The organism is Streptomyces sp. NEAU-174 (genome assembly GCF_052665095.1).
Window position 1 is genome coordinate 119,601 of sequence record NZ_JBQTCE010000023.1, and the last position, 22,789, is coordinate 142,389.

The window sequence follows — 22,789 nt, forward strand, 5'->3', positions numbered from 1 at the left end:
CTGGTCTGAGATGCGGAACCGGACTAAAGGCAGGCGCGTTAAGGGCATTGAAGGGACTGTTTAGCGCCCCCTGCCCATATGTCCCGGGCGGGAGTCGTCTGCTGCTGACGGCTGTTTATGTGTCCCCCTCTCAGGAGGGGGCGCAGCATGGACGGGTTAGCGACGATGGAAGATATCGGGGACATCTCCCTGATCGCCTATTACCTCGTAAAGCTGCTGTGCGAGCTGCACAGGCAGATGGTGATTCGACGGGCTCTGAAGCGGCCTCAGCCAGGGTCTGACGGAGGCGGCCACGGGGACTAGGCGCAACGTCAGTAAGTCAGTAAGGGGTTCAGCCCCAGGGCTGAACCCCTTACTGTTGCGCGGACGGGGGGCGCCGCTCGACGTATCCCCTGATCCACGCGGTGCGCAGTGTCGACGTGCCGGGGTACGGGCAGGTGCGCGGGTCGTCGCCGCGGTCGCCTGCCTCGCGGCCGGCCGTGATCGCCTTGACGATCTCCTCGCGCGTGCCCATACCACTCGGCCTGAGTGAGTCGGCCGTGTTCGGCCCACCACTCTTTCAGCTCATCCGACGCGCGTGCGTACGCGATGCGCGCGGGGCCGCTGAACAGGGTTGCCGGGTTGATGCCGTCGGCCTTGGCCTTGGCGTTGAGCAGGTACCCGTTACAGGCGTCCTCGGCGGCGAGGTACTGCCGGTACACGTACTCGTCGTACAGGGCGCGGGCCTCGCGGCGAGTGATGCGTCGCCGCTCGTCCTGCTCCTGGTCGCCGTCGTCGCCGCGGTGCTGCTTGGCGGCGGCCTCCTTCAAGTCCTCCCAAAACTCGTCGTTGGCGAGGGCGCCCCACTGCTCCGGGTCGGGCGCCGGCTGCATGGCGTCGGCGAGGGCGTCGCGGTCGGCGAGCAGGTCGTCGACCGCGTTACCGGTGTCGGCCGGGGCCGGTAGGTCGACGGCCTCGCGGCGGTCGAACTCGGCGACGATACGGTCGAGTTCGGCGGTGGTGGCGTACTGCATGCACCATGCGAGCTCGTCGTCGGATACGGCCGTGAGGTCGGCGAGCAGGTTCCCGCCGGGGAACAGTCTTGCGAGCAGGTTGCGGCGGGCTGCCTCGGCGGTGAGTAGTGCGAGGGTGGCAGGGTCCGCCCTGCGGGCGCGCGCGGCGAGGTCATGATCGGAGAGACCGACCAGCTCGGGGCGCACGCTCGGTAGGCGGCTGGCGAGGTCGCGCCGGTCCATCTCGGCCATGACGCGCAGCGCGTCGGCGTCGTCGAGGTGCGGGAAGGCGCGGGCGAGTTCGCTGTCGCTGAACGGTGTGAGGTCGGGGCCCATGGTGCCGCCGGGCCGGACGCGGGCGAGCAGCTGCTCGAGGTCGCGGCGGTCGGCCTCGGCTTCGACGCGGGCACGGGCGCGGTCGTCGAGCAGGTTCGACCGCATCGCGGCGGCGAGCTGGTCGTCGCTCATTTCCCGTACCGACTGGATATCACCAGACCACACGCGGGCGGGCTCGATCTGCTCGGACGTGGGCGCGGTTCGCTGGGGTGCGTGCTGCCTGCGGGCGCGGGTGCGCTGCTCGGGCGGGAGGTTGCCGGCGCCTTCCTGCTCTCGGGTGCGGTTGCGGCGTAGGTCGGGGTGCGCGGCGAGGTGCGACCGCATGGCGGCCTGTCACTGCCTGACCTTCGCCTCGGCGGCGCGCTTCGCCTCCGGGGCGACCGAGGCGGCGGCGCGCCGCTTGTACTTCCTGATGTGCCGCTCGATGGCGCGCTGTCGTTGCCCTGCCTCGTACCCGTCCGGGTCGCTCTCGGCCTGCTCAGTCTGCGTGAGGCCCGGGGTGTACGCGGACACGCTGTGACGGCAGTTGGGGTGTTGCAGCCCTGCGAGGCGTGCCTCGTCAAGCGATCCGGCCACGCGGACGGGGATCATGCGGCCGTCGTCGAGGGCGTGCTCGACCTCGACAGTGCGCTCGCCGCTCGGGCCAGTGAGGGTCAGTACACGGCCCTCCCAGGGACGGCATAGAGGGCACTCGCGCGGTGCATCGGAGACGACGACCAGCTCGATACCGGCGTCGGTCAACGTGCGCGCGTGCGCCTCCGTGGCGGCACGGGCAACGGACGTGCGTACAGCCATCTCGGCGTACGACGTGAGCTGCCATCGGCGGCCGGCGCGGTCGACAAACGACGTGATGCCCTGGTCGGCAAACCGGCGCATCGCATCCTGTGTCGCATGCATGCGGGTGCCGGTGCCGAGTAGCGGTGTAGCGGTCACCTCGGCGACGATCGCCCGGAACTTGTCGACGACGGCGCGCAGAATCGAGCGGTGTGTCGCCGTGACGACGTTGACGGCCTGCTCGGCGAGGCGATCGACGGTCTGCGCGTTCGGCGTGATCTCGTCGACCAGCTGCCGGGCGCGGTCCGACAGGGCGCCGAGCTCGGCGCCCGCGGCGCGGTGCCCCACGTTGTACGCCTCGGCAACTGCGTCGAACACGTCGAGGGTCACGGCCTTGCCGAGCTCGTCGACGACGGCCTGTGCGCTGCGCCTGAGTGCCTGCACGGCGGCGAGCTTCCGCTCGGCCCACCCCGGGGCGTCGAGGCCGTCGGCGAGTTGCCGGGCGATGATGCCGAGTAGCCGGTTCTCGGCGTCCGCGTACAAAACGCGGGTGCGCTCGGCGAGGGGTTCGACCATGCCCGGGTGAATCGGCATCCTGCGCACCCCCGAACAATCATCCGCAATTCTGTAGTTCCTCGCGATGCGTATCCACGGGCGAACTGAGATCATTGGGGTCGTAAGGAGGTTCTGAATCCTTACTCAACCCTCCGCTGTAACCGGTCTCCCACCACTGATTGAGGGAGTCGCGAAAGAACAGGAAACCTACTGTCCCTAGGTGTCCATACTTGGGGAGTTCCGCCAACTTCTCGGGAATTATGTAGGTTATTCTGGTGCAGGGCGCTACAGTCTCGGCAAAACGAATGAACTGGGTGACCGGAGGTAAAACGATTATGGGGTCGTAAATCGGCCGCAGGCTTCGATTTTCAAGTTCGATTTGCAGCCGATCTGCGGGTCCGGGACTCGAAACTACGAACCAGCTAATCTGTGCCGCCTCCTTGGTGTCCCCTTCTTCCTTTTGTTGCTTCGTGTCGACGTACGCCAATAGGGCGAGGATCAGAGCCGGAATTGCGATGAAAGCGCTGATGCCTGCGGAAATGGTGTTGATCCAGACGCTCCCCCTACTTTCATCGGTACGCCTGATCTCTTCTTGTGCGGTCCGCTGCCGTGGCAGGCGCGGTCGCCGTCTGGGGTGGGCATAGCTGGATCGTCCGCGTTTTCGTTCTTGATGCATGGCTGCACTTTGAGGCAAGAGCTACGTCGCCGTTGCGATTTTCGCTATCGGCGGAGAGTGGAGGGGAAAATGCCCGACGGGATCGGGGGCGGCGGCGCCGGTCTCGGCGAGGATCGCGGCGACCTCGGACTTTACGGCGGTGTCGTCCCAATCGGGGTGCAGGATCTTGACCTTCGTCGAGGTCGATACGGCGCCGGCCCGGTTGAGCAGATCGAGCGTGGTTGCCGTCTGCTGCTCGGACGGTGCGACTCCGTCGCCGAACTCGACGCGCGGGCGTTCCGGGGTGATTGGCGATGCGAACTGCGCCCGGTCGATCTGCAACATGACGTGCAGCATGTCGGCGAGGGCGTGCCGCGCGTAGCCAGCCTTCTTCTTCCGGGTGACCATGCTGCGCTGCGTGCGCGCGTCGACCTCCGTCGCGGTGACGGGCTGTCCGTCGCCGTCGAGGCCGAACGCCTGCGCGTCGTACCCGGCGGTCTGCACGGCCTGTCGTACGACGCTCTCGGCGGTGCGCTGGTGTTCCGCGACGCGGATCTCGAACTGCGCGAGTGTGATGCCGCTGCCTTCGTTGGGCGGCATCTTCAGGCCGTGCCAGACCTCGCGATCATCATCGAACGATGCGCCGTTGCCCGGGCCCTCGCTGCGCAAGTAGCCATCGGGCACGATCAGCCGCGCGCGGGCGAGGCGGATATCGCGCATCCATGACGTCCATGTCTCGTCGAGGGCGTCGAACAAGTCGTGTACGCCCGCGTAGTCCGAGCGGCCGACGGGGCTGGACCGGTGCAGCCTGTTCGGCAGCATGTTCGGCACGTAGGCGGCCGTGAGCTGTGTGATCCCGGTTGCGACGCTCGGCTCGCCGTCGTCGCCCGGGGCGACCTGCGCGGCGAGGTCGGCGGTGTCAGGGTGCTCGTTGAGCGGCACGCGCCGGCCGATGTTGTCGGGCGTGCCCTCGTACAGCGCGTGCATCACGCGGCCGGTCTCGTGCCGCTCGATGTGCCGCCACACGGTGTGATCTGTGGAGCCGTCGAGCTCGCGCCAGAAGTTGACGGCGCGCAGCATGCCGAATCGGAACTCGGGGATCGCGGCGTCGGGCTGCATGACGGTGAGCAGGGGGCGCGGCGCTAGCTCGCGGTCCCACGTCACGCGCAGGAACACGCCCGACAGGGCGGCGGCCTGCTCCGCGGCCCCGAGTAGGTCTCTTGAATGCTGCCCTCGTCGAGCAGCTGCTCGAGGCGTTCCTGTGTCGGGGTGTCGTCGACGCGGATCGCCGGCATGTCGGCAAACAGCAGGTCGGCAGACGTGCGCGCGATATCGCCGGGCAGGGGCACGTGTAGGCGTTGCTCGCGCTTGCGCATCCGGTGCTCTGTCGAGCGACGCCCCCACAGCTTGCGGCGCTCGCGGGCCTCGGGGTGGTGGCCGTAGATGCGGGCGAGGCGGTGCCGGTCGCCGCTGTACCACGCGTCGTCGAGGCGCATCTCGCGATACGTGCGCGACCAGCTCGGCGGCGGCCACGCGGCGCCGTTGGCAGGCAAGGACATGCCTTGGGCCTCCCTTCTGCGGAGTCTGCGGCAAAATGCCCCCATGGATGCGGGGATTCTGGGTGCGCTGATTGGCGCCACTGCGACATTGGTTACGGCAGTTCTTGCGTACGCGGCGGCGCAAATACAATTCCGAGGGCAAAAGCGTTTTGACCACGGCCGGGTAGTGAGGGAGGAACGTGCCGCTGCTTACCATGCGTTTCTGAATGAGGTCATGCTGACTGACAGTGCGATGCGTGCGTTATCGAGACGGTTCGCGGGGCTTTCTTTGGGGGAGATGCCTGATAGAGCGACAAGGATAGAGGAATTGAGGCAGTTCGCCGCCAGTGTTCATAGGCTGGCGGCGTCTGTCTCTAGCATCGCGCTGGTCGGGCCGGACCCCGTGTGGCACGCCGCACGCGACCTGTATCACGAGTTCACCTATTCCGATGTGGCCTTGGGGATGGTGTGCTCGGCGGATGCAGATGAATGCAGAAGATCTTGTCTCGATCATTTCGATGACGGGTTAGTCGCCCTTCAGGAAAGACGTGATGAGTTCATCGACGCTGCGCGGGTAATCTTGGGTACATCACCCGAGTAGCTGGCCTTGTGCGAACAGGTGGCGCCACTCATGCGCCGTCGAGTGCACGACGTAGCGCAGGGCGTCGGCTGAGTGGTCGTCGACTTTGAGCGGGGAGTCTTCGCCGCGCTCGGTCGCTTTTGGGTCCCAGCTGTAACCGGGTAGCTCGGTGAGCAGTCCCTCGCAGGACCGGTGCACGAGCAGGCGGTCGGCGGCGAGCAGGCTCGACACGCTGCGGATGCTCCACCCCGAACGTGGCCCGGCCCTCGCCGACCTGTACCGCGACTACGCCGAGGGACGCCACGGATTCGAGGCCCTGTCAGGGTGGCTCAACCGCCACGGCTACCGCACCACGGCAAACCGTCTGTGGTCGGAATCATCGCTGAAGCATTACATGGACAGCGGCTTTCCCGCTGGCCTGCTACGCGTGCACGACCGAGAGTGCCCGTGCGAGCGGGCCAAACAGGGACTGCGGTGCCCCAATTACCTACTCGTCAATGGCGCTCACGAGGAATGCGTCGCGCCGGACCTGTGGGAGGCATACCAACGGCGCCGCAAGGAGGTACGCAGCACCCCGCCCCGCGCCCGACAGGCGCTCTATCGCCTTACAGGACTCATGAGGCGCGGCGAATGCCGAGGCAGCGCAACCATCGTCGGCCAGGACGGCCACGCCAACCGGTGCAGCGTGCGAGCCAAGACCGGCGGTGCCGGCTGCAAGGGCGTATGGATGCCCCGAGCAGATATCGAAAAGGAGGTATGGGAATGGGTGCTGCGGGAGGCCGCGGCGGGGGTCGACGCGGCCCATCGGTACCGGAGAAGCGCGCTGCTGTCCTCGACGAACGGGCCCAAGCTGCGCGCGAACGTGAGCGTCTACAGGCCGAGCTCGACAAGCTGAGCGCTGGCCTCGCCCGGCTCCGGGCCGAGCACGCCATCAGCCCAGAGGACTACGGGCCGGGCGAGTACGAAGCGGCACGCGACCGGATCAAGAAGAAGCAGGCCGACACACAGGCCAAGCTCGAACAGTGCGTCGAGGTCGAGCAGGCACCGGACCGCACGGACTTCGAACCGATGATCATCAGCCTTGCTGCCGAGTGGGAGACGCTGGAAGTCGACGAGCAGAACGCGTTGCTGAAGCAGTTGATTCGGCGGGTTGTGCTGGTACGCAGGGACCCCGAGGAAGTCGCCGAGGACGGCGAAGCGAGCACCGTAGCGGTGCAGATCCATCCCGTATGGGAGGCCGACCCTTGGGAGGACAAGAAGCAGGTCAAGGCGTAGGGACTCCCGACGTTCTTCGTTGAGTGTTTTACCGCAACAGCTGGGGAGCTGTCCGGGCATCGCGCCTTTTGGCACCGATTCCGCGGGCGAGGAACGTCTCCGCGGTCCGGATCAGTGAGCCGTGCGGCGAAACGTGCCTGCGGTCAGGGCCATGAGGACCGCGGTGCATCCGCCCAGCGCCATGACCGTGGACGGAGAGCTGTGGTCCAGGACGACTCCCCCTGCGAGGGCGCCAAGGGAGATCGTTGCCTGGAAGGAGGCGGTGAACAGGACCGAGGCCGCTTCCGGGGCATGCGGTGCTGCCTTGGAGAAGCAGGTCTGCGACGCGACCGGCACCGCGCCGTACGCGATGCCCCACACGATCAGCAGGGGTAGCGCGCCCGCCTCCCAGCGGCCCAATGCCGGAAGGAGGAGGGTGGCCGCGGCGATCAGACCGGCCGCTAGCCCGAGGACGGTCCGGGGGTGCCGGGCCACCCAGGCGCCGCCCAGGAAGTTGCCGAGGATGCCGGCGGCGCCGTAGAGCAGCAAGAACGTGGTGATCAGACCGCCGTTGGCGTGGGTGACCTGTTCCAGGAACGGTGTCACGTAGGTGTACGTGCCGAAGTGGGCCAGCACGACAAGGAACGTCAGCAAGAGCGCGAAGCGGATGTCGACGCCGCGGAGCATGCCGCGCAGGACGCTCAGCCGTGTGGCCTGGACCGGAGGAAGCGGCGGGACGAGCAGGAGCAGCATGACCAGTACGCCGACCGTCAGGGCTCCCATGACGGTGAAGGCCGTTCGCCATCCGGCGAGATCTCCGATGAGGGTGCCGGTTGGTACGCCGAGGACGGATCCCAGCGGGACGGCGGAGAAGATCACAGCGGTAGCCCTGCCGACCGAGGCCGGTGGCACCAGTCGTTCCGCCAGCCCCGCCCCGATCGACCAGAAGCCGCCGATGGTGATCCCGACCATGATCCGAGAGGTCAGTACGAGCCAGTAGTCGGGTGCCGCGGCGGCGAGGAAGTTCGCCAGTGCCAGCAGGAGCATGAAGGCGCACAGCATCGGTCGGCGGTCGAAGCGTGCGGTGACCGCGGTGACGAGTGGGGCGGCGACGGCCGCCAGGAAGCCGGGCATGGTCATCATCAGTCCCGCCATCCCGTCCGAGACGGTGAAGCTGGATCCGATCGAGGTCAGCAGACCGATCGGCAGGATCTCGGTGGTGACGATGGCGAAGATCCCCAGCATCACCGAGACCACGGCCGGCCACCCCTTGAGCGGGGCCCGAGGGGTTGAGAGTCGGCCGTTGGCCGAAGCGGTGGTGGTGATCGGCATGGCGGCGTTCCGTCCTGTGAAAGGCAGTGCGTTCGCCATCAGCCCAGCAGGTTCCATCAAGCGGTGGCTGGCAGGTCTGCGACCGCACCCTCGCCCTTCAGGGGTGATGTCGCATACCCGCCGTCAGCGCGGGCGCAGGCCGTCGATGAGCAGGGCGCAGATGGACCGCAAGGCGGCCTCGGACCCCCGGGACTGCCACTCGGGGGCGTGCGCCGGGTGGTGGTAGGCCATGGTGGCGTCGAAGACGGTTCGCGCCGTCACGGTGGGGTCGGGGGAGGTGAAGTCACCGCTGGTGACGCCGTCGGCGATGATGACGCGCAGTTGCCCGATCAGGTCGGTGACATGGTCGGCGGCGGCGCTGCTGTGCTCGGCCGTCAGGACCCGGTAGGTGGCGAAGAGCTCCGGGTCCTCGGTCACCAGGGTCCGCTTGGCGGTGAAGAGCGTGGTGAACCAGGTGTGGAGCCGCTCGGGCGGGGCCTGCCGGGGGTCGGCGGCGATCGCCGCGAGGGGGTCGCGCGCCCGGCCGAGCCAGCGCCGGGTGACGGCTTCGCGCAGCGCCGCCTTGGACGGGAAGTGGCGGTAGACGCTGGCGTGGCTGACTCCCAGGGCCCGGGCCACGTCCAGCACCGTGGCCTTCGCCGGTCCATGGCGGCGCAGCACGTCCTCGGTGGCCGTCAGGATGGTCTCGGCGTCGAGGGGGCCCGAACGCATCAGGGCGCGCCGTTCCGTACGCACCGCACCGCGCGGCTCCCGGCCCCGGCGGCGGGCACCGACTGCTCCCTCAACTCCAGTTCCTCCTCAGCGGGTCGGCGGAATGCGGCTGCGGTTCGGTGGCGCCCCGCAGGGGCGCGGGGCTGTGCCGATGTGCGGCTCCGCCGCGCGGGCGCGACCAGCCACGACGGCGCCGCGGACGATCGACGGCAGGTCAGGGCACTTCCACCGGAGCGCTTAGTGGCTCGTCAGAAGACCGCGAGCGGGTTGACGGGCACCCCGGTCAGCCCGTGGATACGCGGCGGCGCCACCGTGAGCAGGAAAGCATAGCGGCCCAGTTCCGCGCAGACGGCGGCGAGCTCGTCCACCTCGGCGGCGTCGATCAGGGGCAGGCCCATCAACGGGAGGGCGACCCGGTGCAGCGGCAGGGGGCAGGCGGGGTCCAGGTCCGGGTGCGCGTCGCCGATGTCGCCCGCGTAGAGCGACACACCGCGCCGGTGCATCCAGCGCACCGCGTCCAGGCTCATCCCCGGCATCGGTCGCTCGGGGTCGGGCGTCATGGGCCATCCGCAGCGCACCACCAGGGCGTCCCCGGACTCCAGCCGTACGCCCTGGCGCTCCTCGGCCGCCTGGAAGTCCCGTGCGGTGACCGCGTGGCCGCTGGGCAGCGGGCCGTCGGCCGCCAGGTCGAGCAGGATTCCCCGGGTGGCGATCCCGGCGGCGTACGCCGCTGTGGAGCCGTGCCGGGCACCGGCCGGTGTCACGGCCTCGTCCACGGGCCGCCCCGGATAGACCCGGCCGTCCCGGAACGTGTGCCCCAGCGCGTCGAGGTGGGTGGAGCGCGGGTGGTGGTTGGTCACCAGCATCACATCCGCCGTGGCGGGCGCCGGGGAGCCGACGTACACCATCAGCTGCTGAACCGGCGAGGCGTCCTGGGTGGCGGGCGCGAAGGGGCCGCTGATGAGCGGCGCCGGCCGGATCGGAAGCGCGAGTGACACCGTCCGCCCGCTGCGGGCCTCCGCCGCGCCCCTGGCCCGGGCCTCGGCGGTGATGAGGTTGAGCGTGCCGCGCTCGTCGTCCTCGCCCCACCGGCCCCAGTTGTTCGGCAGGTCCTCCGACGCGCCCGCTCCCGTGTGTTGTGTGTCCATGGCGTCGAAACGTACCCCCGTGGGTTACAGAGTTCAAAATCTGTAACCCATATGCGATCGGGAGAGCGTGGGCCCGCGTGCGGGTGTATCGCCCGACACCAGGAGGCCCGGAGCCCCGGCACCCCGCCCGGCAGCAGCTACGATCCCGGGGCAGCCGATGACATGGGGGGGGAGCCGTGAGCGAAACCGCGGCGCAGCTCGTCAGCGCCCTCCGCCGGGCCCGGCGCGACGCCACCGCCGAGGTCACCGTCCTGGCCGACAGGCCCGACGGCACCGTCGTCCGGTGCGGCCATGTCGTGGCCAAGGCGCATCCGCCCGGCACGGACCCGGCCGAGCTGGCGGTCCGGCTCGGCGTCGCGGCCCACCCCCGGTGCGCGGAGATACTGCTGCCGCCGGTCGACGGCATGGGAGCGCTGCCCGACGGCCGGCAGGTCACCCTCTGGCCGTACGGCGAACCCGTGGCACCCGACGCACCGGACGCCGCCCCCTGGGCCGAGGCGGGGAAGCTGCTGGCCCGGCTGCACGCCGTGCCGGTCGCCGAACTGCCCGGCCCGCTCCCGGCGATGCGTGGCCCGGTCAAGGCGGCCCGCGCCATCGCCCGGCTGCGGGCGGCGGCGCTCCCCGACAGCGTGGCCACCCGGGCCGTGCTGCGGGCCTGGGCCGGACTGCCCGGCTGGGCGCGGGGCGTGGACCGTACGGACCGTGGGGATCACGTGGACCGTACGGACCATATGGATCGCGTGGGCCGTACGGACCGTATGGATGACGTGGGCCGCCCGGATCATCGGGATCACGGAGACGGCGGAGACCGCGGAGACCGCGTGGACCCAGGCGAAGGCAACAGCGAAGGCAACGGCGAAGGCAACGGCGTTGGCGTCGGCGGCGAAGACAACAGGCTCTGCCACGGCGATCTCCACCTCGGCCAGCTCATCCGCCACCGCGCCACCGACTGGCGGCTGATCGACATCGACGACCTCGGCCTCGGCGACCCGGCCTGGGACCTCGCCCGCCCCGCCGCCTGGTACGCCGCCGGGCTGCTCGCCGCCGAGGACTGGGAGCGGTTCCTGGGCGCGTACCGGGCGGCGGGCGGCTCCGCCGCGGGGGAGCGCGACCCCTGGCCGCGGCTGGACGTGCCCGCCCGCGCCCTCACCGTCCAGACCGCCGCGCTCGCGCTCGCCAAGGCGGCTGCCGCCGGACGGGCGTTGGACGAGGCCGAGGAGGCGATGGTGGAGGCGTCCGTCCGTATCGCCCACTTCATGGAGGCCGCGGGATGAGGCCGTAGGGTGAAGTCCACGCGCCCGGACGCATGTTCCGGCGCGCTCTGTCCGAAGCATGAGGAGTTGAGGCGGACCATGCAGTGTCCCAAGTGCCATGCGCCGATGCACACGTACAACCGCAATGGCGTGCAGATAGAGCAGTGCAGCGGCTGCCGGGGGATCTTTCTGGACTACGGGGAGCTGGAGGCGCTGACTCGCCTTGAGTCGCAGTGGACGCAAGCGGCGCCGCCCCCTCCGCCCGGTGCGCCGCAGGCCTACCCGGCCGCGCCCGCGTGGGGCGCCCCGCAGCACGGGCACCACGGCGGTCACCACGGCCACCACGGCCATCACAAGCGCGGCTTCGGGCACATGCTCTTCTCGTCCTGAGAGGCCTCTCGGCCCGGGAAACCGGCCCGGGAAACGCCGGAGGGCCGGAGCTTTCGCTCCGGCCCTCCGCCGATCGATGTGGACGATACTGGGATTGAACCAGTGACCTCTTCCGTGTCAGGGAAGCGCTCTCCCGCTGAGCTAATCGTCCGCAGGACTGCGTGCGCGATACTGGGATTGAACCAGTGACCTCTTCCGTGTCAGGGAAGCGCTCTCCCGCTGAGCTAATCGCGCGTGGTGGATCCGCGAGGATCCGAGTGGACGATACTGGGATTGAACCAGTGACCTCTTCCGTGTCAGGGAAGCGCTCTCCCGCTGAGCTAATCGTCCGAGGTGGAGACGGGATTTGAACCCGTGTAGACGGCTTTGCAGGCCGTTGCCTCGCCTCTCGGCCACTCCACCAGCCGTGGGGGTCGAAACCCCCACACCGAGCGGACGACGAGATTCGAACTCGCGACCCTCACCTTGGCAAGGTGATGCTCTACCAACTGAGCCACGTCCGCAGGTGTCGTTTCTCCGGGGCGCTTCCGCGTCCCGGCGACGTGTTGAACTCTAGCGGATTCCGGGGCCAGCTCAAATTCCGTTTCCGCAGCGTGCTGCCCTGCTCGCGCCCCGCACTCCCTCCCGAGGCCGCCCTGACCTGGGCGCCATAGACTCACAACCGTGCACCACCTGCCCCCGCTCGCCCGCTTCGGCGGCCTGCTCGCCACCGACCTACGGGATGTCACCAGCGACCCGTCGGCCCTGGAAACCCAGGGTTTCTGGGCCGTTGTCGCGGACTTCGAGGGCCGTCTGGTCTGCGCTCGCTTCGGGGAGGTACGGGCCGAGCCGGTGCCCCCGCCCGCGCCCGGCGGCTGGCGCGGCCCCGGGGCGGGGGAGTGGACCTCGTCACTTGACCGGGCCGCCTACACCGCGGGGGTGCGCACCGTCCGGCGGCGGATCGCGGCCGGCGAGGTCTACCAGGCCAACCTCTGCCGGGTGCTGTCCGCGCCGCTGCCCGATCCGGCCGGGGCCGATGTGGACGCGCTGACCGCGCTGCTGGCCCTGGGCAACCCCGCCCCGTACGCGGGCACCGTAAGGCTGCCGTCCCACGGGGTGGAGGTCGCCACCGCCTCGCCCGAACTGTTTCTGCGGCGCACCGGGCGCACCGTGGAGTCCGGCCCCATCAAGGGCACCGGCCGCGTCCCCGAGGACCTGCTGGAGAAGGACCACGCCGAGAACGTGATGATCGTGGACCTGGTCCGCAACGACCTGGGCCGGGTCTGCGCCACCGGCTCGGTGACCGTCCCGGCGTTGTGCGCGGTCGAACCGCACCCCGGCCTGGTCCACCTCGTCTCCACGGTGCGGGGCGAACTCGCCCCCGGCGCCGGCTGGCCGGAACTGCTCGCGGCCACCTTCCCGCCCGGCTCGGTCACCGGCGCGCCCAAGTCCAGCGCGCTGCGCGTCATCGAGGAGCTGGAGACCGCGCCCCGGGGCCCGTACTGCGGTGGCATCGGCTGGGTCGACGCCGACCGCGGCACCGGTGAGCTGGCGGTCGGGATACGGACCTTCTGGATCGACCGCGGCCCGGCCGGGGCCGTGCTGCGGTTCGGCACCGGGGCGGGCATCACCTGGGGCTCGGAGCCGGAGCGCGAATGGGACGAAACGGAACTCAAGGCCGCCCGGCTGCTCGCGGTAGCGTCGGGTGTACAGCAGCCAACGGGAAGGGCGACGCGATGAAACCGGCCATCTGGCTCGATGGATCCCTCTGCGACCCGGACAGCGCCATGGTGTCCGTGTTCGACCATGGGCTCACGGTCGGCGACGGCGTCTTCGAGACCGTCAAGGCCACCGAGGGGCGGGCGTTCGCGCTCACCCGCCATCTGCGGCGGCTGGCCCGCTCGGCCGCGGGCCTGGGGCTCCCCGAGCCGGACCTGGACGAGGTGCGGCGGGGCTGCGAGGAGGTGCTCAAGGCCCACCCCGTGGCGTTCGGGCGGCTGAGGATCACCTACACCGGAGGGATCTCGCCACTCGGCTCCGACCGGGGCACGGCCGGGCCCACCGTGGTGGTCGCGCTGGTCGAGGCGGCCCGCAGGCCCGACGCCACGGCCGTGGTGACCGTCCCCTGGGCGCGCAACGAGCGCGGGGCGCTCACCGGCCTGAAGACCACCTCGTACGGCGAGAACGTGGTCGCGCTCGCCCGCGCCCGCGCGCAGGACGCCACCGAGGCGCTCTTCGGCAACACGGTCGGTGCGCTCTGCGAGGGCACCGGCTCCAATGTCTTCGTGGTCCTCGACGGCCAGCTGCACACCCCGCCGCTCTCCTCCGGCTGCCTCGCCGGGATCACCCGCGCCCTGGTGCTGGAGTGGGTGGGCGCCAAGGAGACCGATCTGCCGCTGGACGCGCTGTACCGGGCCGAGGAGGTCTTCGTGACCTCCACGACCCGCGACGTACAGGCCGTCCACCGGGTGGACGGCCACACCCTGCCCGGCGCCCCGGGGCCGGTCACCGCCGAGGCCCTGCGGATCTTCGTCGAGCGGGCGGCGGCCGACATCGACCCCTGAGCGGGCGGCGGGGGCACCGACCCCGGAGCGGGCAAACCGGGGGCCGCACCGGCCGGTCGCGGCGGATCCGCGCCGGAAAACGGGGGGTCCGCGCCGGAAGCGGGCGGATCCGCGCCGGAAAACGGGTGACGATCGCCCGGCGGGCCGGTAGAACACCTTCGTGACCACCACTCTGCGGCCCACCGCGCCCGAACGGCACACCGACGGCGGCGGACGTGCCCGCGCGTACGAGGTGTGCGTCAACGGCCGCCCCGTCGGCACCGTACGCCTCGCCACCGACGCCCGCCTGGGCCCGGCGGCCGGGCGTATCGAGCGGCTCCACATCGACGAGGCCGAGCGGCACCGGGGCCGCGGCACGGTCGCCGCGCTCGCCGCCGAGGAGGTGCTGCGCGGCTGGGGCTGCGCCCAGCTGGTGGTGAGCGTCCCCGCGTCGGCCACGACCGCCCTCGGGCTCACGGCCGCGCTCGGTTACCGCGAGCGCGGCCGCAACATGATCAAGCGGCTCACGGACCCGCCCGAGCTGCCCGGGGACAGCGCGATACGCCCCCTCACGGAGGCCGAATACCCGGCGTGGCGCGACCACGAGCGGGCCGGATACGTAGCCGATCTGCTGGCGCGCGGACTCACCCGGCAGCAGGCCGAGACCAAGGCGGACACCGACTACGCGATGCTGCTGCCGCAGGGCCCGGACACCCCCGCGGCCCTGCTGCGCGTCCTCGCCCACGGCGGCACGGACGTGGGCACCATCTGGATCTCGCTGCGCGAGGGGGAGCCCGACGCCGCCGAAAGCGGGGAGGCGTACGTCTACGCCGTCGAGGTCGCCGAGGAGCACCGCGGCCACGGACACGGCCGCACCCTGATGCTGGCCGCAGAGCGCGCGAGCCTGGCGCACGGGGCGGAGAGTCTGGGCCTGCACGTCTTCGGCGACAACACCCCTGCGCTGCGGCTGTACGAGTCGCTGGGCTACGAGTCGATCGAGTACCAGCTCTACAAGCCGCTGTTGTAAGGGCCTGTTCCGAGGACTTCCAGAGCTTTCAGGGCCTCCAGAGCCTCCACAGCCTCCAGGACATTCGGGGCTTCAGGACCGCTCGGCGACGAGCCGGGCGGCGATCTCCTCGACGCGCTCCCGCAGCCCCTCCTGGCTCTTGCCGCCGTCGAGCCGCTCGCCGCCGATCACATACGTGGGCGTGCCGGTGACCCCGATCGCCTTGCCCTCGGCCTGGTCCGCGTCCACGATCAGGATGTGCCGGCCGTCGACCAGCGCGGTGTCCATCTCCTCGGCGTCCAGCCCCAGTTCCCGGGCCACCTCCACCAGCACCGGCTCACCGCGGGTCCCGAGCTCCTCGGTGCGCTCCAGGACGGCCTCGACGAACGGCCAGCCGCGCCCCTGGGCGATGGCCTCCTCGGCCGCCTGAGCCGCCGCGTGGGCGTGCTGGTGGCGCTCCAGCGGGAAGTGGCGCAGCCGGATGTCCAGCGCGTCCTGGAAGCGGTCGCGCAGCGCGCGCAGATCGCCCAGGGCGGTACGGCAGTCGGGGCACTGTAGTTCGCACCAGACGTCGAGTACGGGGCGGGGAGCGGGGTCGGTGTGGCTCATGGGGCCAGTCTTCCAGCCCCCGGACCCTGATCCGTACCCGGAGATGTCCCTGATCCCGGGCTCGGGCCATGGCCGCGACCGCCTTACGGGGTGCACGATGGACGTACCGGAAGCCCAGCTCGTGGGAGGAACGATGCTGACCGACACCATCTGCGCCGCGCTGTCCGCGGCCGGTCTCGGCATCGCCGGGCTGACCGCCTACCGCAAGCGGTTCCTGGCGGCGACGCGGATCGCCGCCTACGCCCTGATCCCGCTGGGCCTGGCCATGACCGGCATCCTGGACTGGCTGACCGACCTGGTCTTCAAGCCGAGTATCTGGCTGGGCTTCGGCCTGCTGGGCCTCTCCTGGGGGCTGTTCATGATCACGCGGGCGGTCGAGCACCGCTCCGGCGGCACCCGTAAGGAGCGCCGCGCGGCGGCCGCGGCCGAACGTGCCGGCGGGGTGTCCGCGGGGGCCTCGGAGCCCGCTCTGGGGCCCGGCCGGGGGGCCACCGGGGTCAAGGCGTCGGGGAAGCCGAAGACCAAGGGTGGAACGAGCTCTGGCACAGATGACTTCTCCGACATCGAGGCCATACTCAAAAAGCACGGGATCTGACAAGCGACCGATCAAAAAACGATCACCGGTCGCAGGCGGGCTCATGGCTGGGTCATGATCTCCGCGAGATGTTGCAATCACCGCCCGGGGAGCAATCCCCCATCGAAGGACCCCCTGTTCCGCCGAGCGACGAGACGCGTGGCTGTCTCTTCGCCCTCTCGCAGCCGCCGCTGATGCTGTTCCTGGCATTCATCGGCACGCTGCTCTTCGTCACCGCCGTCCACGACCTCCACCGGTGGTGAGACGGCGCCCGTACGGTCACCGATGGTGACCCGCTCATCGGTGTGAGACGGCACCCCGTCCGGTTACCGATGGTGAGACGTACCGCCCGGCCTCCGACCCCCGTACCCGGATGGTCAGCTCGCGGCCTCGCGGCGCCGGGCGCGGTACGCGGCGACATGCAGCCGGTTGCCACAGGTGCGGCTGTCGCAGTAGCGCCGGGAGCGGTTGCGGGACAGATCCACGAAGGCGTGGCGGCAGTCCGGGGCCTCACAGCGGCGCAGCCGCTCCCGCTCGCCCCCCACCACGAGGAACGCCAGCGCCATCCCGCCGTCGGCGGCCAGGTGGTCGGCCAGCGAGGCACCGGGCGCGAAGTAGTGCACATGCCAGTCATAGCCGTCGTGGTCGGTGAGCCGGGGCGTCGTGCCAGCCGCGGCGATCATCGCGTTGAGCAGTTCGGCGGTGCGGCGGGCGGACTCCTCGTTCCCGGCCGCCGCGAAGACCTCGGCGAACCGGGTCCGTACGGCCCGTACCGCGGTGAGGTCGCGCTCCCCGAGCGTGCCGATGTCACTGATGGCATTGCGCTCGACGAACCGGCGCAGCGCGGCGACATCGGCGAGGTCGTCCTGGTCGGCGCCCTCGGGCGCGGTGTTCACCAGATCGACGACGGCGTCGAGCGCGCACCGGGTGTCGTGGTTGATCAGCACGATTGGCTCCCTGGCCGGCTGGGTCGGCGGCTGCCCCTGGGCTGCCCTCGATCTGCCCGACTCTAGTCCTGCCGGGCCGCGGACGTAGCTCAGGCGGCCCAGGGTGGCCATGCGACGCTGCCGGACGGTCATACGACGGTGCCGCCACCGCGGGTGCTGCCGCGGCGACGGCACCGTCGCCTGCCTCTGCCGTTGTCGGGATTGCCATGGTCGGGATCGTCGGTACGTGATGCGGTCGCGCCCCGGCTCGCGCCGTCTCCCCGAGTCGGACGGCCGAGCGCTCAGCTCTCGCCGGGTCTCAGCTCTCCGCCAGGATGTGGGAGAGCTCTGTGTCGAGGTCGAAATGGCGGTGTTCGGTACCGGGTGGCACCGCGGCGTCGGTTCGCTTCAGGAACGACTCCAGGGCCCGCGCCGGGGCTTCGAGCAGTGCCTCCCCCTCCGGGGAGCTCAGGGCGATGCAGACGACTCCCTGGCCGTGGCTGCGGGACGGCCACACCCGGACGTCGCCGGTGCCGGTGGGCCGGTGCAGACCCTCGGCGAGAAGATCGCGGGCAAACACCCATTCGACCGTCTCTTCGGCTCCGGTGTGGAAGGTGGCGTGCACGGCGTAAGGGTCGGCCGTGTCATACCGCAGGCCCGCGGGTACAGGCAGTGAGGATTCGCTCGACACAACGAGGCGCAGGTGCAGCTCGCAGCTGACCGTGGTGTTCATAAGCGCCAGGGCCTTTCGCTCAGTGTGCGCTCGGGGATTCGCACGTCGGCGAAATCGACATGCCACCTACGGTGCCGTTGTAAACCCCTCTGACCGTTTTGCGGCTCTTCTGGTAGCTCATGCGGCCCAGCTCGAGGCCGGCCACTACCGCCGTTCCGGTGACTTCAAACGATCAGGTAAGTTGGGTCACATGAATGCGGAGAGTGACGGGCGGCACGGGGCCGGCGCAGCGGGGTCCCCGGTCGCGACGGGGGGCGATGCGCCGAAGAAGGAGCCGGTATGGGGCTCCCGGGCGCCGCGGTTCATCAAGCGGTCGCGCCCGCTGCACCTGAGCTGGCAGGTCGGCGTGTTCATCGTCGGCCTCGGGGTCGTGGGCCTGGGTGTCATCCTGCTGCCCCTGCCCGGTCCGGGGTGGCTGGTGATCTTCGCCGGAATGGCGATCTGGGCGACCGAGTTCGTCTGGGCCCAGCTGGTGCTGGCCTGGACCAAGCGCAAGGTCACCGAGGCGGCGCACCGTGCCATGGACCCGAGGGTGCGCAGGCGCAATCTCATACTGACCACGATCGCGGTGGTGATCTGCGCCGTGGCGGTCTCGGCCTATGTGTGGAAGTTCGGCGTCGTGATGCCGTGGAAGATCGAGCAGTGAGCGGTCCGGCGTCGTAGGACTGGTCATGAGCACGGTCCGGCATGCGCTAATGTTGTCCGTGCGCCAGGGCGATTAGCTCAGTGGGAGAGCGCTTCGTTCACACCGAAGAGGTCACTGGTTCGAACCCAGTATCGCCCACCCTGGACCGAGGGCCCGGAAGGCATCTGCCTTCCGGGCCCTCGGCGTTGCCGCATGTCCGAAGGTGTCCGGGGCGCGTGCTCGGAAGTGTCGGGGTGCGTGCCCGAAGGCCCCGGTGCCGGGTGGTCGGCGCGGTTCCCCCAAGCGCTTTCGTCGAAGCGCTTCACCTCGATCCCGGGCGATCCTGCCCGAACCGTTGACGTACGCCTCACTGGTCCCTAACTTGTCCCGGCAAGCGCTTGCCTAAAACGTTTCAAGCTACCGGGGGCAGTCTGACGACCTGCCCGGGAGGGGCGTGTCATGGGTGCTGGGCGATGGACGGCGGGGGCGAGAGGGGTCCGGGCGGTCGCGGCCGCGGTGGCCGCGCTTGGGCTGTTGGCCACAGGCTGCGGCGGGGGAAGCGGTTCCGGGGACGGCAAGGTGACCATCCGCTACTCGTGGTGGGGCGCCAAGGACCGCGCGGAGCTGATCCAGAAGACGGTCAAGCTGTTCGAGAAGGAACATCCGAACATCAAGGTCAAGACGGACTTCTCCGAATACACCGACTTCTGGAGCAAGTTCAATACCCAGGCCGCGGGCGGAAACGCCCCGGACGTCTTCCAGAACTCCTATGCCTTCCTGCGCAAATACGGCGACAAGAACCTCCTGCTGGATCTGAACGGCCAGGCCGACGCCGGAAATCTCAGTCTGAAGGGATTCCGTGACGGACTGGAGAAGGCCGGGGATATCGACGGCAAGCTCCTCGGAGTGCCGGTCGGCGCCAATACCTTCGCGTTCTTCTACAACCCGGAGGCGTATCAGAAGGCCGGGGTGACCGTCAAGGACGGATGGACCTGGGACGACTTCTTCGCGGCCGCCAAGAAGGTGCGCAAAAGCGACAACGCGCTCTACGGTGCCAGCGACAACGCCAACGTGATGTACCTCTACGACCTGTATCTGCGGCAGAACGGCAAGGCGTTCTTCACCAAGGACGACAAGCTCGGCTTCACCAAGGACGACCTCGCCGAGTGGTGGGGCCGCTGGCAGCAGCACGCCAAGGCCGATGAGCTGGTGCCGGGGAAGAAGTCCGAGCAGGCCAAGCCCAAGGCGTCGATCAGCGCCGATCTGTCGGCCTCCGAGTTCACCTGGGACAACTTCCTGGTCCGCTTCGCCGCCGAGACCAAGACCACCCTCGACCTCGGGCCCATCCCGACCACGGACGGCAAGCGCACCGGCCAGTACCTCTCCTCGCTGATGCTCAGCGGCTCCGCCCGCACCCAGCACCCCAAGGAAGTCGCCCAGTTCATCGACTTCATGACCCATGACCCCGAGGTGGGCAAGATCATGGGCTACAACCGCGGCATCCCGGCGACCACCGCCCAGTACGACGCCTACAAGCCGCAGGGCGTCGACGCCAAGATCGCCGCGTATGAGAAGAGCGTGAGCGCCAAGCTGGAGCCGATCACCCCGCATCCGGCCGGCGCCGATGTCGCCGAGGCCGCCTTCCTGCGGATCTACACCCAGGTCGCGCTGGGGCAGGCCTCGATGGGCAAGGCGGTCGACCAGTTCTTCAGCGAGGCCGAGTCCGCGCTCGACTCGTGAGGAGAGCTTCCGTGACACCGACCACGACGCGTGCGGCGGACGGAGTGCGGCCTCCCGGCGGGACGACCCCCGGGAAGGCCGCCCCGGGCACCCGCCCCGCCCCGGCGGCGGGGCGGCGCCAGGGCCGCCGGGAGACCCTCGCGGGCTATCTCTTCCTGACGCCCTGGTGCGTCGGGATCCTGCTGCTCACCCTCGGCCCGATGCTCGTCTCGCTCTATCTGGCGTTCACCGACTACAACCTCTTCGACTCGCCCCAGTGGATCGGGTTCAAGAACTTCCAGGACCTCTTCGCGGACGACCGCTGGTGGACCTCGGTCCAGGTGACGCTGAAGTACGTACTGATCGGCACCCCGCTGAAGCTGGCGGCGGCGCTCGCCGTGGCGCTGCTGCTGGTCAAACCCCGTAAGGGCCAGGGCTTCTACCGCTCGGCGTTCTACGCCCCCTCGCTCATCGGCGCCAGTGTGAGCATCGGCGTCGTCTGGCGGGCGATCTTCAACGACGACGCGGTGGTCGACAAGTCGATGAGTCTCTTCGGCTGGGATGTCGGCGGCTGGATCGGTGACCCGGACTGGGCGCTGCCCACCCTCATCACCCTGACCGTCTGGCAGTTCGGCGCGCCGATGGTGATCTTCCTGGCCGGGCTGAAGCAGGTGCCGGGCGAGCTGTACGAGGCCGCCGAGATGGACGGCGCCGGGCGCTGGCGGCGGTTCCGGTCCATCACCCTGCCGATGATCTCGCCGGTGCTCTTCTTCAACCTCCTGCTGGAGCTCATCCACTCGTTCCAGGTCTTCACCTCCGCGGTGGTGATCGCGGGCTCGGGCACCAACACCGGCGGACCGGGCGACTCCCTGCTGGTCTACGGCTGGTACCTCTACGAGCAGGGCTTCCGCAATCTGCGCATGGGCTACGCCGCCGCGATGGCCTGGATGCTGATGCTCGGCATCGGCCTGGTGACCGCCGTGCTGTTCAAGACCCAGCGCGGCTGGGTGCACTACGAGGAGGACGCCCGGTGAGTGCTGCTTCTCCTACGGTCGGGCGGCGGCGGGTGCGCTCGGTCATCTGGCATGTCGGGGCGCTCGCCGTGCTGGCGGTGATCCTCTACCCCGTGGTGTGGGTGATCGGCGGCTCGTTCAAGCCCGGTGACCAGATCGTCGGCAGCCTCCAGCTGCTGCCCACCGACCCGATCACCGACAACTACCGCCGGCTCGGCGATGGCATCGCCGACGTGCCGATCTCGACCTTCTTCACCAACTCGCTGCTGCTGGCGGCCGGTTCGGTGATCGGCGTGCTGTTCTCCTGCTCGCTGGCGGCCTACGCCTTCGCCAGGATCCGCTTCGCCGGGCGCAACGCACTGTTCACGCTCATGATCTCCACCCTGCTGCTGCCGTTCCAGGTGCTGATCATTCCGCAGTACATCCTGTTCCAGAAGCTGGACCTGATCAACACATATGTGCCGCTGCTGCTCGGCAAATACCTGGCGGCGGACGCCTTCTTCGTCTTCCTGATGGTGCAGTTCATGCGCGGGCTGCCCCGGGAGCTGGACGAGGCGGCCCGGCTGGACGGCTGTGGCCATGCGCGCATCTACTGGAACATCGTGCTGCCGCTGTGCCGCCCGGCCCTGATCACCAGCGCGATCTTCACCTTCATCTGGTCCTGGAACGACTTCATCGGGCCGCTGCTCTACCTCAACGAACCGGACAAGTACACGGTCTCGCTGGGCCTGAAGCTCTTCATCGACCAGGACTCCGTCGCCGACTACGGAGGCATGGTCGCCATGTCGCTGGTCGCCCTGCTGCCGGTGCTGCTGTTCTTCCTGGCGTTCCAGCGCTATCTGGTCGAGGGCGCGGCGACTTCCGGGCTGAAGGGCTGAGGCCGTCATGGGAAAGAGCAGGGAAGCCGCCGGGGGAGCGGCCGCCGTACGGCGCACCGCGCACGGTCCGCTGCGCTTCGCGCTGTTCGCCGAATGTCTGCTGACCGGTGTCTGGGTGGTGCTCGCCGCCCTGCCGGTGATCACTCTGCTGCCCGCGTTCGCCGCCGGCTGTGCGCACCTGAGCCGCCATCTGGACGGGGAGCGGTCCACCTGGCGGGACTTCCTGGCCGGGCTGCGGGAGGCGACCCGGAGCGGCTGGCGGTTCTCCCTGCTGTGGTGGGCGGCGCTCGCGCTGTTCGCCTTCGATCTGCGGGTGGCCCGCTCAGGGGCCCTGCCCGGCGGGCCCGCGCTGATCGCCGTCAGCGTGGCGGGCCTGCTCGCGGTGGTCGTCCTCGGGCTGCGGACGGCGGCCTCACGGCGGCCCGGCACCGCATGGCCGGCCGCCGCTCGTACCGCCGCACGCCAGGGGCTGGCCGCCGACCCCGGCGGGTCGCTGCTGCTCATCGGCGGGCTCGCCGTACTCGCCGTGGCCGCCTGGCAGATGCTGCCGCTGATCGCCCCGGCGGCGGGCGCCCTCGCGGGATGTGCGGTCGCGGTGGAGCGCCGCGCCCGCGTCTGACCAGGCGCCTTCCGCCCCACCGGCGCCTCCTGCGCCGACTTATGTCA

Annotated in this window: 26 protein-coding genes, 6 tRNA genes and 1 pseudogene; 16 read left to right on the forward strand and 17 right to left on the reverse strand. The window is 69.8% G+C overall.

The window, feature by feature from the left end; translation table 11 throughout:
- Positions 1-311: 311 nt before the first annotated feature.
- The 5 genes from ACT2CW_RS44145 to ACT2CW_RS44165 are packed head-to-tail and all read right to left on the reverse strand — an operon-like array spanning position 312 to position 4,871.
- The gene (locus ACT2CW_RS44145; RefSeq protein WP_445520679.1) at positions 312-1,652 is read right to left on the reverse strand and encodes a hypothetical protein; all 1,341 of its coding nucleotides are present in this window, start codon (positions 1,650-1,652) and stop codon (positions 312-314) included.
- A 9-nt stretch (positions 1,653-1,661) separates the two neighbouring features.
- Positions 1,662-2,678 (reverse strand): phage minor capsid protein, encoded by a 1,017-nt coding sequence (locus ACT2CW_RS44150; RefSeq protein WP_445520680.1) that lies wholly within the window; start codon positions 2,676-2,678, stop codon positions 1,662-1,664.
- A 37-nt stretch (positions 2,679-2,715) separates the two neighbouring features.
- The gene (locus ACT2CW_RS44155) at positions 2,716-3,333 is read right to left on the reverse strand and encodes a hypothetical protein (RefSeq protein WP_445520681.1); all 618 of its coding nucleotides are present in this window, start codon (positions 3,331-3,333) and stop codon (positions 2,716-2,718) included.
- Positions 3,334-3,354: 21 nt separating this feature from the next.
- On the reverse strand, positions 3,355-4,488 hold the full coding sequence (locus ACT2CW_RS44160; RefSeq protein ID WP_445520682.1) for a phage portal protein: 1,134 nt from the start codon (positions 4,486-4,488) through the stop codon (positions 3,355-3,357).
- A complete protein-coding gene (locus ACT2CW_RS44165; protein WP_445520683.1) occupies positions 4,473-4,871 on the reverse strand; it encodes a hypothetical protein in 399 nt (132 codons plus the stop codon). The genes ACT2CW_RS44160 and ACT2CW_RS44165 overlap by 16 nt, the downstream gene beginning before the upstream one ends.
- 43 nt (positions 4,872-4,914) lie before the next feature.
- On the opposite strand from ACT2CW_RS44165, the gene ACT2CW_RS44170 reads away from it, so the two are divergent.
- On the forward strand, positions 4,915-5,451 hold the full coding sequence (locus ACT2CW_RS44170) for a hypothetical protein (RefSeq protein WP_445520684.1): 537 nt from the start codon (positions 4,915-4,917) through the stop codon (positions 5,449-5,451).
- Here ACT2CW_RS44170 and ACT2CW_RS44175 read toward each other — a convergent pair.
- A complete protein-coding gene (locus tag ACT2CW_RS44175) occupies positions 5,440-5,661 on the reverse strand; it encodes a hypothetical protein (RefSeq protein ID WP_445520685.1) in 222 nt (73 codons plus the stop codon). The genes ACT2CW_RS44170 and ACT2CW_RS44175 overlap by 12 nt on opposite strands.
- 7 nt (positions 5,662-5,668) lie before the next feature.
- Between ACT2CW_RS44175 and ACT2CW_RS44180 the strand changes: the two are divergent.
- Together ACT2CW_RS44180 and ACT2CW_RS44185 are read left to right on the forward strand one after the other, a co-directional pair.
- Positions 5,669-5,932: pseudogene (locus ACT2CW_RS44180) on the forward strand (recombinase family protein); the annotation flags it as partial.
- Between the two features lie 260 nt (positions 5,933-6,192).
- Complete coding sequence (locus ACT2CW_RS44185; protein ID WP_445520704.1) at positions 6,193-6,705, forward strand: hypothetical protein; 513 nt, start codon at positions 6,193-6,195, stop codon at positions 6,703-6,705.
- Positions 6,706-6,816: 111 nt separating this feature from the next.
- Here ACT2CW_RS44185 and ACT2CW_RS44190 read toward each other — a convergent pair whose 3' ends face one another.
- The 3 genes from ACT2CW_RS44190 to ACT2CW_RS44200 form a co-directional block, all read right to left on the reverse strand.
- A complete protein-coding gene (locus ACT2CW_RS44190) occupies positions 6,817-8,016 on the reverse strand; it encodes an MFS transporter (protein WP_445520686.1) in 1,200 nt (399 codons plus the stop codon).
- 123 nt (positions 8,017-8,139) lie between these two features.
- A complete protein-coding gene (locus tag ACT2CW_RS44195; RefSeq protein WP_445520687.1) occupies positions 8,140-8,727 on the reverse strand; it encodes a TetR family transcriptional regulator in 588 nt (195 codons plus the stop codon).
- 248 nt (positions 8,728-8,975) lie between these two features.
- Positions 8,976-9,875 (reverse strand): cyclase family protein, encoded by a 900-nt coding sequence (locus ACT2CW_RS44200; RefSeq protein WP_445520688.1) that lies wholly within the window; start codon positions 9,873-9,875, stop codon positions 8,976-8,978.
- Between the two features lie 176 nt (positions 9,876-10,051).
- On the opposite strand from ACT2CW_RS44200, the gene ACT2CW_RS44205 reads away from it, so the two are divergent.
- Positions 10,052-11,149, forward strand: coding sequence for a phosphotransferase family protein (locus ACT2CW_RS44205; RefSeq protein WP_445520689.1), 1,098 nt, complete (start codon positions 10,052-10,054; stop codon positions 11,147-11,149).
- A 78-nt stretch (positions 11,150-11,227) separates the two neighbouring features.
- Positions 11,228-11,518 carry a TFIIB-type zinc ribbon-containing protein gene (locus tag ACT2CW_RS44210; RefSeq protein WP_037951541.1) on the forward strand — a complete coding sequence of 97 codons (291 nt, stop codon included), beginning with the start codon at positions 11,228-11,230 and terminating at the stop codon, positions 11,516-11,518.
- Positions 11,519-11,597: 79 nt separating this feature from the next.
- Here the strand turns inward: ACT2CW_RS44210 and ACT2CW_RS44215 are convergent.
- The 5 genes from ACT2CW_RS44215 to ACT2CW_RS44235 form a co-directional block, all read right to left on the reverse strand.
- Positions 11,598-11,669, reverse strand: a tRNA-Val gene (locus ACT2CW_RS44215).
- Positions 11,670-11,680: 11 nt separating this feature from the next.
- Positions 11,681-11,752: transfer RNA gene (locus ACT2CW_RS44220), tRNA-Val, on the reverse strand.
- A gap of 24 nt (positions 11,753-11,776) precedes the next feature.
- A tRNA-Val gene (locus ACT2CW_RS44225) sits at positions 11,777-11,848 on the reverse strand.
- Between the two features lies 1 nt (position 11,849).
- Positions 11,850-11,920, reverse strand: a tRNA-Cys gene (locus ACT2CW_RS44230).
- Between the two features lie 28 nt (positions 11,921-11,948).
- Positions 11,949-12,021, reverse strand: a tRNA-Gly gene (locus ACT2CW_RS44235).
- A 160-nt stretch (positions 12,022-12,181) separates the two neighbouring features.
- On the opposite strand from ACT2CW_RS44235, the gene ACT2CW_RS44240 reads away from it, so the two are divergent.
- The 3 genes from ACT2CW_RS44240 (at position 12,182) to ACT2CW_RS44250 (ending at position 15,067) form a co-directional block, all read left to right on the forward strand.
- Positions 12,182-13,237 carry a chorismate-binding protein gene (locus ACT2CW_RS44240; protein WP_445520690.1) on the forward strand — a complete coding sequence of 352 codons (1,056 nt, stop codon included), beginning with the start codon at positions 12,182-12,184 and terminating at the stop codon, positions 13,235-13,237.
- A complete protein-coding gene (locus tag ACT2CW_RS44245) occupies positions 13,234-14,061 on the forward strand; it encodes an aminotransferase class IV (RefSeq protein ID WP_164424949.1) in 828 nt (275 codons plus the stop codon). Before ACT2CW_RS44240 ends, ACT2CW_RS44245 begins: the two co-directional genes overlap by 4 nt.
- 160 nt (positions 14,062-14,221) lie before the next feature.
- Positions 14,222-15,067: a GNAT family N-acetyltransferase gene (locus ACT2CW_RS44250; RefSeq protein WP_445520691.1), complete on the forward strand. Its 846-nt coding sequence runs from the start codon at positions 14,222-14,224 to the stop codon at positions 15,065-15,067.
- A 72-nt stretch (positions 15,068-15,139) separates the two neighbouring features.
- On the opposite strand, the gene ACT2CW_RS44255 is transcribed toward ACT2CW_RS44250, so the two are convergent.
- On the reverse strand, positions 15,140-15,655 hold the full coding sequence (locus ACT2CW_RS44255) for a DsbA family protein (protein ID WP_167442454.1): 516 nt from the start codon (positions 15,653-15,655) through the stop codon (positions 15,140-15,142).
- A 133-nt stretch (positions 15,656-15,788) separates the two neighbouring features.
- Here ACT2CW_RS44255 and ACT2CW_RS44260 point away from each other — a divergent pair, with 133 nt between their 5' ends.
- On the forward strand, positions 15,789-16,250 hold the full coding sequence (locus ACT2CW_RS44260) for a hypothetical protein (RefSeq protein WP_171072788.1): 462 nt from the start codon (positions 15,789-15,791) through the stop codon (positions 16,248-16,250).
- 68 nt (positions 16,251-16,318) lie between these two features.
- Positions 16,319-16,492 (forward strand): hypothetical protein, encoded by a 174-nt coding sequence (locus ACT2CW_RS44265; RefSeq protein ID WP_165455915.1) that lies wholly within the window; start codon positions 16,319-16,321, stop codon positions 16,490-16,492.
- Positions 16,493-16,606: 114 nt separating this feature from the next.
- Here ACT2CW_RS44265 and ACT2CW_RS44270 read toward each other — a convergent pair whose 3' ends face one another.
- Together ACT2CW_RS44270 and ACT2CW_RS44275 are read right to left on the reverse strand one after the other, a co-directional pair.
- Positions 16,607-17,176, reverse strand: coding sequence for a CGNR zinc finger domain-containing protein (locus tag ACT2CW_RS44270; RefSeq protein ID WP_164424955.1), 570 nt, complete (start codon positions 17,174-17,176; stop codon positions 16,607-16,609).
- Positions 17,177-17,474: 298 nt separating this feature from the next.
- The gene (locus ACT2CW_RS44275) at positions 17,475-17,888 is read right to left on the reverse strand and encodes an SsgA family sporulation/cell division regulator (protein ID WP_003959770.1); all 414 of its coding nucleotides are present in this window, start codon (positions 17,886-17,888) and stop codon (positions 17,475-17,477) included.
- A 190-nt stretch (positions 17,889-18,078) separates the two neighbouring features.
- Here ACT2CW_RS44275 and ACT2CW_RS44280 point away from each other — a divergent pair, with 190 nt between their 5' ends.
- The 6 genes from ACT2CW_RS44280 to ACT2CW_RS44305 all read left to right on the forward strand — a co-directional run bounded on the left by ACT2CW_RS44280 (position 18,079) and on the right by ACT2CW_RS44305 (position 22,742).
- The gene (locus tag ACT2CW_RS44280) at positions 18,079-18,534 is read left to right on the forward strand and encodes a TIGR02611 family protein (RefSeq protein WP_164424957.1); all 456 of its coding nucleotides are present in this window, start codon (positions 18,079-18,081) and stop codon (positions 18,532-18,534) included.
- 66 nt (positions 18,535-18,600) lie between these two features.
- Positions 18,601-18,672 (forward strand) — tRNA-Val (locus ACT2CW_RS44285).
- A 300-nt stretch (positions 18,673-18,972) separates the two neighbouring features.
- A complete protein-coding gene (locus tag ACT2CW_RS44290; protein ID WP_445520692.1) occupies positions 18,973-20,253 on the forward strand; it encodes an ABC transporter substrate-binding protein in 1,281 nt (426 codons plus the stop codon).
- Between the two features lie 11 nt (positions 20,254-20,264).
- A complete protein-coding gene (locus ACT2CW_RS44295) occupies positions 20,265-21,266 on the forward strand; it encodes a carbohydrate ABC transporter permease (RefSeq protein WP_445520693.1) in 1,002 nt (333 codons plus the stop codon).
- Complete coding sequence (locus tag ACT2CW_RS44300; RefSeq protein WP_445520694.1) at positions 21,263-22,123, forward strand: carbohydrate ABC transporter permease; 861 nt, start codon at positions 21,263-21,265, stop codon at positions 22,121-22,123. The genes ACT2CW_RS44295 and ACT2CW_RS44300 overlap by 4 nt, the downstream gene beginning before the upstream one ends.
- Before the next feature lie 7 nt (positions 22,124-22,130).
- Positions 22,131-22,742, forward strand: a complete 612-nt coding sequence (locus ACT2CW_RS44305) for a hypothetical protein (protein ID WP_182469688.1) — start codon at positions 22,131-22,133, stop codon at positions 22,740-22,742.
- The last annotated feature ends 47 nt before the right edge of the window (positions 22,743-22,789 follow it).

Bases quoted from the DNA above. Each gene is read 5' to 3' on its own strand.
- ACT2CW_RS44145 (WP_445520679.1), bottom strand. From the start codon at position 1,652: ATGCGGTCGCACCTCGCCGCGCACCCCGACCTACGCCGCAACCGCACC.
- ACT2CW_RS44150 (WP_445520680.1), bottom strand. From the start codon at position 2,678: ATGGTCGAACCCCTCGCCGAGCGCACCCGCGTTTTGTACGCGGACGCC.
- ACT2CW_RS44155 (WP_445520681.1), bottom strand. From the start codon at position 3,333: ATGCATCAAGAACGAAAACGCGGACGATCCAGCTATGCCCACCCCAGA.
- ACT2CW_RS44165 (WP_445520683.1), bottom strand. From the start codon at position 4,871: ATGTCCTTGCCTGCCAACGGCGCCGCGTGGCCGCCGCCGAGCTGGTCG.
- ACT2CW_RS44170 (WP_445520684.1), top strand. From the start codon at position 4,915: ATGGATGCGGGGATTCTGGGTGCGCTGATTGGCGCCACTGCGACATTG.
- ACT2CW_RS44185 (WP_445520704.1), top strand. From the start codon at position 6,193: ATGGGTGCTGCGGGAGGCCGCGGCGGGGGTCGACGCGGCCCATCGGTA.
- ACT2CW_RS44190 (WP_445520686.1), bottom strand. From the start codon at position 8,016: ATGCCGATCACCACCACCGCTTCGGCCAACGGCCGACTCTCAACCCCT.
- ACT2CW_RS44195 (WP_445520687.1), bottom strand. From the start codon at position 8,727: ATGCGTTCGGGCCCCCTCGACGCCGAGACCATCCTGACGGCCACCGAG.
- ACT2CW_RS44200 (WP_445520688.1), bottom strand. From the start codon at position 9,875: ATGGACACACAACACACGGGAGCGGGCGCGTCGGAGGACCTGCCGAAC.
- ACT2CW_RS44210 (WP_037951541.1), top strand. From the start codon at position 11,228: ATGCAGTGTCCCAAGTGCCATGCGCCGATGCACACGTACAACCGCAAT.
- ACT2CW_RS44245 (WP_164424949.1), top strand. From the start codon at position 13,234: ATGAAACCGGCCATCTGGCTCGATGGATCCCTCTGCGACCCGGACAGC.
- ACT2CW_RS44255 (WP_167442454.1), bottom strand. From the start codon at position 15,655: ATGAGCCACACCGACCCCGCTCCCCGCCCCGTACTCGACGTCTGGTGC.
- ACT2CW_RS44260 (WP_171072788.1), top strand. From the start codon at position 15,789: ATGCTGACCGACACCATCTGCGCCGCGCTGTCCGCGGCCGGTCTCGGC.
- ACT2CW_RS44265 (WP_165455915.1), top strand. From the start codon at position 16,319: ATGTTGCAATCACCGCCCGGGGAGCAATCCCCCATCGAAGGACCCCCT.
- ACT2CW_RS44275 (WP_003959770.1), bottom strand. From the start codon at position 17,888: ATGAACACCACGGTCAGCTGCGAGCTGCACCTGCGCCTCGTTGTGTCG.
- ACT2CW_RS44280 (WP_164424957.1), top strand. From the start codon at position 18,079: ATGAATGCGGAGAGTGACGGGCGGCACGGGGCCGGCGCAGCGGGGTCC.
- ACT2CW_RS44290 (WP_445520692.1), top strand. From the start codon at position 18,973: ATGGGTGCTGGGCGATGGACGGCGGGGGCGAGAGGGGTCCGGGCGGTC.
- ACT2CW_RS44305 (WP_182469688.1), top strand. From the start codon at position 22,131: ATGGGAAAGAGCAGGGAAGCCGCCGGGGGAGCGGCCGCCGTACGGCGC.